We start from the raw sequence: 4004 nt of genomic DNA on the forward strand, positions 1-4004 counted from the left end.
GTCCGGAGGAGCCCCGTCCGTCCACTCCCGCCCAGGCCCTTCTCGCGCTCAACGCGGGCAACCGGCGCTGGCGCACCTTCCGTGAGCAGCACCCGCACGAGACGGAGGTGGTACGCCGGACGCTCGTCGACGGCCAGCACCCCTTCGCCATCGTCCTCGGGTGCATCGACTCGCGGGTCGCGCCGGAACTCGTCTTCGACCAGGGCCTCGGCGACCTGATGACCGTTCGGACCGCCGGCGAGGTCCTGGACGAGGCCGTCCGCGGCAGCATCGCGTACGGCGTCCTGGAGCTGGGCATACCGCTCGTCGTCGTGCTCGGCCACCAGTCCTGCGGCGCCGTCTCGGCGGCCGTCGACGCGGACGAGTCCGGAGCGCTGCTCCCCGCCCACATCCAGTACCTGGCGGACGAGATCAAGCCCGCGATCGACCGCACCAAGACGGGCGCCGCGCGCAAGGACTCCACCATCAACGCGAACGTCTCGCTCATCCGCGGGCGCCTCGCCGCCGATCCCGACCTGGCCGCGAAGATAGCCGACGGCTCGCTGGCCATCGTCGGTGCCCGGTACGAACTCACCACCCAGCTCGTCCACCAGATCTGACCCCACGTCCGCTCCGGCCACGGCGTGACAGCCGTGGCCGGGCGCCGTTCCGGGGTGCGGGGTCAGGGGACGATCGAGTCGATGTACCCGCCGTCGACCCGGACCGCCGCGCCGGTGGTCGCCGACGCGAACGGCGAGCTGAGGTAGACGACCATGTGCGCGATCTCCTCGGGCTCGATCAGGCGCTGGAGCAGGGACTGCGGCCGGTGGTCGCGCATGAAGACCCGTTGGGCCTCCTCCCAGGGCAGCGAGGAATCGACCAGCTCGTAGACGAAGTCCTCGACGCCACCCGTGTGGGTCGGCCCCGCCAGCACGGAGTTGACGGTCACCCCGCTGCCGGCCGCCGCCTTGGCGAAGCCCCGGGAGACGCCGAGCAGCGAGGTCTTCGAGACTCCGTAGTGGATCATCTCGGCGGGGGTGACGACCGCGGAGTCGCTGCCGATGTACTGGATCCGGCCCCAGGACCGCTCCATCATGCCGCCCAGGTACGCACGGGTCAGCCGGATCGCGGCCAGGACGTTGACCTCGAAGTACCTCCGCCATTCGTCGTCGCTGATCTCCAGCGGGGGCCGGGACCCGAAGACGCCCAGGTTGTTGACGAGGATGTCCACGGAGGGCAGGACACCGAGGACCCGCGCCGCGCCGTCCTCGGTGGCGAGGTCGCCGGGCGCGGCGACGAACTCGGCGCCGGGCACCCGCTCGCGCAGTCCTTCCAGCGCCCTGTCCACGGACTCCGCACTCCGCCCGTTGACCGCGACCCGCGCCCCGGAGCCGGCGAGTCCGGCCGCGATGGCCGCGCCGATCCCCTGGGTGGACCCCGTCACCAGAGCTGTCTTTCCTGCCAGGTCGATCCGCACGCTCCACGCCCTTCCTCGCGCCCGCTGTGAGCACGTCATTGTGCGTCAGGCCCCTACCCCCGCGGGGCGGGAGGATTCCGGCGGTGTGTCGCGACCGGCGAGGGGGAGGAACCGGGCAGCCCGCCACCGTTATGCGTCTGCCTCTTGATGTGAACCCGACACCTGTGTCATATATGTCTAGACCATTGCCCCCCGGACGGAGGACACGGCATGCAGGACACGGCCTTGAGAAGGATCTTCCCCCTTGCCGCGCTCGCGTCCGTGGCCGCTCTCGCGCTCACCGCGTGCGGAGCCGACGAGGCCCCGCCCGCCGCCCCGGCCGGAGTGACCGTCCAGGCCGGCACCGCCACCTCCGTCCACGTCATGTGGCGGCAGGCGCCGGAGAGTTCCGGCATCACCGGGTACGAGGTCTACCGGGGCGGGACCAAGGTCAAGGACGTCCCGGCGAACCAGAGCATGGTCGACATCACCGGCCTCGCCCCCTCCACCCCGTACACCTTCTCCGTCCGGGCCAAGGACGGCGACGGCACCTACTCCCCGCACAGCGCCGAGAAGTCCGCCACCACCCCGGCCGCCGTCGCGGAGGACAAGAAGGCACCCTCCCGCCCGGCCGGGCTGACCGGCAAGAGCGCCGGCCCGCGCGGCGCCCAGCTGAACTGGGCCAGGTCCGCCAAGGACGAGGGCATCACGTCCTACGACATCTACCAGGGCGGCTCGAAGATCCACAGTGTCGCCGGGGGCGCGACCTCCGCGCGGATCACCTGGCTGCGACCGGGCACCCACTACTCCTTCACGCTCGCCGCCCGCGACGCGGCCGACAACACCTCGCCCGTCAGCCGTACCGTCGAGATCACCACCCCCAAGGGTCCGGGCGACGACCCCGACACCGCCCCGACGGCGTTCCGCGCCACGACCCACGCCGCCGACGGCGCCTACTACGCCGACCTGTCGTGGGTGGCCCCGGAGACGGGGGCCGAGGTCACCACGTACGAGATCTATCTCGACGGGAAGTTCGCCACCACCCTCATCTGGGGCGGCGAAACCCCGAAGGGCCGGGCCACGTACAGCGTGTACGTGGGCAAGCGGGCAGGGGACGCCTACCGGGTGAAGCTCCGTGCCAAACTGCCCGACGGCAAGTGGGGCCGGTTCTCCGAGGAGCGCCCCGTCGTCACCGGCGACCCCTCCTGACCCGGTCGGGCGACCGGCGCGGGTGACGGACCGTCCGCCGGCGAGCGGATCCCGCACGTCGCGGCGGCGACAGCGCGCCGCGGAGCTAGCTTCTTGGTGTCGATCGACCACCGGCGGGGCAGCGGCCCGGGCCCCGGCACGCACCCACAGGAGCGACCAGCCATGAGCAGCGACAACACGATGCGCGCAATCACCCAGGACACCCTCGGCGGTCCCGAGGTTCTCCGGCTCGGCGAGGTGGCCAGGCCCCGGCCGCTGCCGACCGAGATCCAGGTCCGTGTCCACGCCGCCGGGGTGAACCCCGTCGACTGGAAGACCCGCACGGGCGGCGGGATGAGCGGCGTACTGGGCGAGCCTCCCTTCGTTCTGGGCTGGGACGTCTCCGGGGTGGTGTCGGAGATCGGGGGCGGCGTCACCACCGTCCGGGTGGGCGACGCGGTGTACGGCATGCCGTGGTTCCCCCGCCAGGCCGGGGCCTATGCCGAGTACGTGACCGCCCCCTCCCGGCAGTTCGCCCGCAAGCCCGCGACCATCGACCACGACCGGGCGGCCGGAGTCCCGCTGGCCGGTCTGACCGCCTGGCAGACGCTCGTGGACACGGCGAACGTCGAGGCGGGACAGCGGGTCCTCATCCATGCCGCCGCCGGAGGTGTGGGCCATTTCGCCGTGCAGATCGCCAAGCACCTCGGCGCGCATGTCATCGGCACCGCGAGCGCGGCCAAGCACGACTGGCTGCGCACGCTCGGCGCCGACGAGGTCGTCGACTACCGCACGGTCAGGTTCGAGGACGTCGTCCGGGACGTGGACGCCGTGATCGACCTCGTCGGGGACGGGCACGACTCCACCAGCAGCCGCTCGCTCCGGACCCTGCGCCCCGGCGGTCACCTCGTCGTCGTCCCGTCCGGCGTCTCCCCCGACCTCGCCGGGGCGGCACGCGAACAAGGGCTGCGCGTCAGCGACTTCCTGGTCGAGCCGGACGGCCACGCCCTGGGCCGGATCGCCGCGCTGATCGACAGTGGTGCGGTCACGGTGGGACTCGACGACGTCCTCCCCCTGGAACAGGCGGCCGAGGCGCACCGCCGGGGCGAGGCCGGCGAAACCCGCGGCAAGCTGGTCCTGCGCGTCACGTCCTGAGCCGGCCGCCCCGCCGCCGACCGACCGCCGGCCGTCCCGGAGCCGTTCACCGCGGCTCACGGCCGCTCACTGCCGACCGGCCGCCCCGGGTCTCTCTCCCTCTCCTTCCTGAGGCGCAGCCGTGTCAGCAGCCCTCTTCCGGAGCCCCGCCGCAGCGGCTCGTGGACGGCCGTCGGCCGGGGCACACCGCCGCCGTCACTCCCCGAGGCCACCGGGCCGGACCCGG

The 4004-nt window shown here is 72.7% G+C and carries 4 protein-coding genes; 3 read left to right on the forward strand and 1 reads right to left on the reverse strand.

The genetic code is table 11. The annotated features are described in order from the left end of the window. The coding region (locus GT042_RS12140) for a carbonic anhydrase (RefSeq protein WP_161308732.1) at window positions 1-599 on the forward strand (599 nt) is incomplete at its 5' end. 62 nt (window positions 600-661) lie between these two features. Here GT042_RS12140 and GT042_RS12145 read toward each other — a convergent pair. Next, window positions 662-1456, reverse strand: a complete 795-nt coding sequence (locus tag GT042_RS12145) for an SDR family oxidoreductase (protein WP_161308733.1) — start codon at window positions 1454-1456, stop codon at window positions 662-664. 210 nt (window positions 1457-1666) lie between these two features. Between GT042_RS12145 and GT042_RS12150 the strand changes: the two genes are divergently transcribed. Beyond that, entirely contained in the window at window positions 1667-2644 is a 978-nt protein-coding gene (locus GT042_RS12150) for a fibronectin type III domain-containing protein (RefSeq protein ID WP_161308734.1), read from the forward strand. 162 nt (window positions 2645-2806) lie between these two features. After that, window positions 2807-3778, forward strand: coding sequence for an NADP-dependent oxidoreductase (locus GT042_RS12155; protein ID WP_161308735.1), 972 nt, complete (start codon window positions 2807-2809; stop codon window positions 3776-3778). Window positions 3779-4004 lie beyond the last annotated feature (226 nt).

Origin of the sequence: Streptomyces sp. SID3212, assembly GCF_009865405.1 — a bacterium.
GTDB lineage: Bacteria > Actinomycetota > Actinomycetes > Streptomycetales > Streptomycetaceae > Streptomyces.

What these genes read in the sequence shown, in the direction of transcription:
- GT042_RS12150 (WP_161308734.1), top strand. Translation starts at nt 1,667, where the DNA reads ATGCAGGACACGGCCTTGAGAAGGATCTTCCCCCTTGCCGCGCTCGCG.
- GT042_RS12155 (WP_161308735.1), top strand. Translation starts at nt 2,807, where the DNA reads ATGAGCAGCGACAACACGATGCGCGCAATCACCCAGGACACCCTCGGC.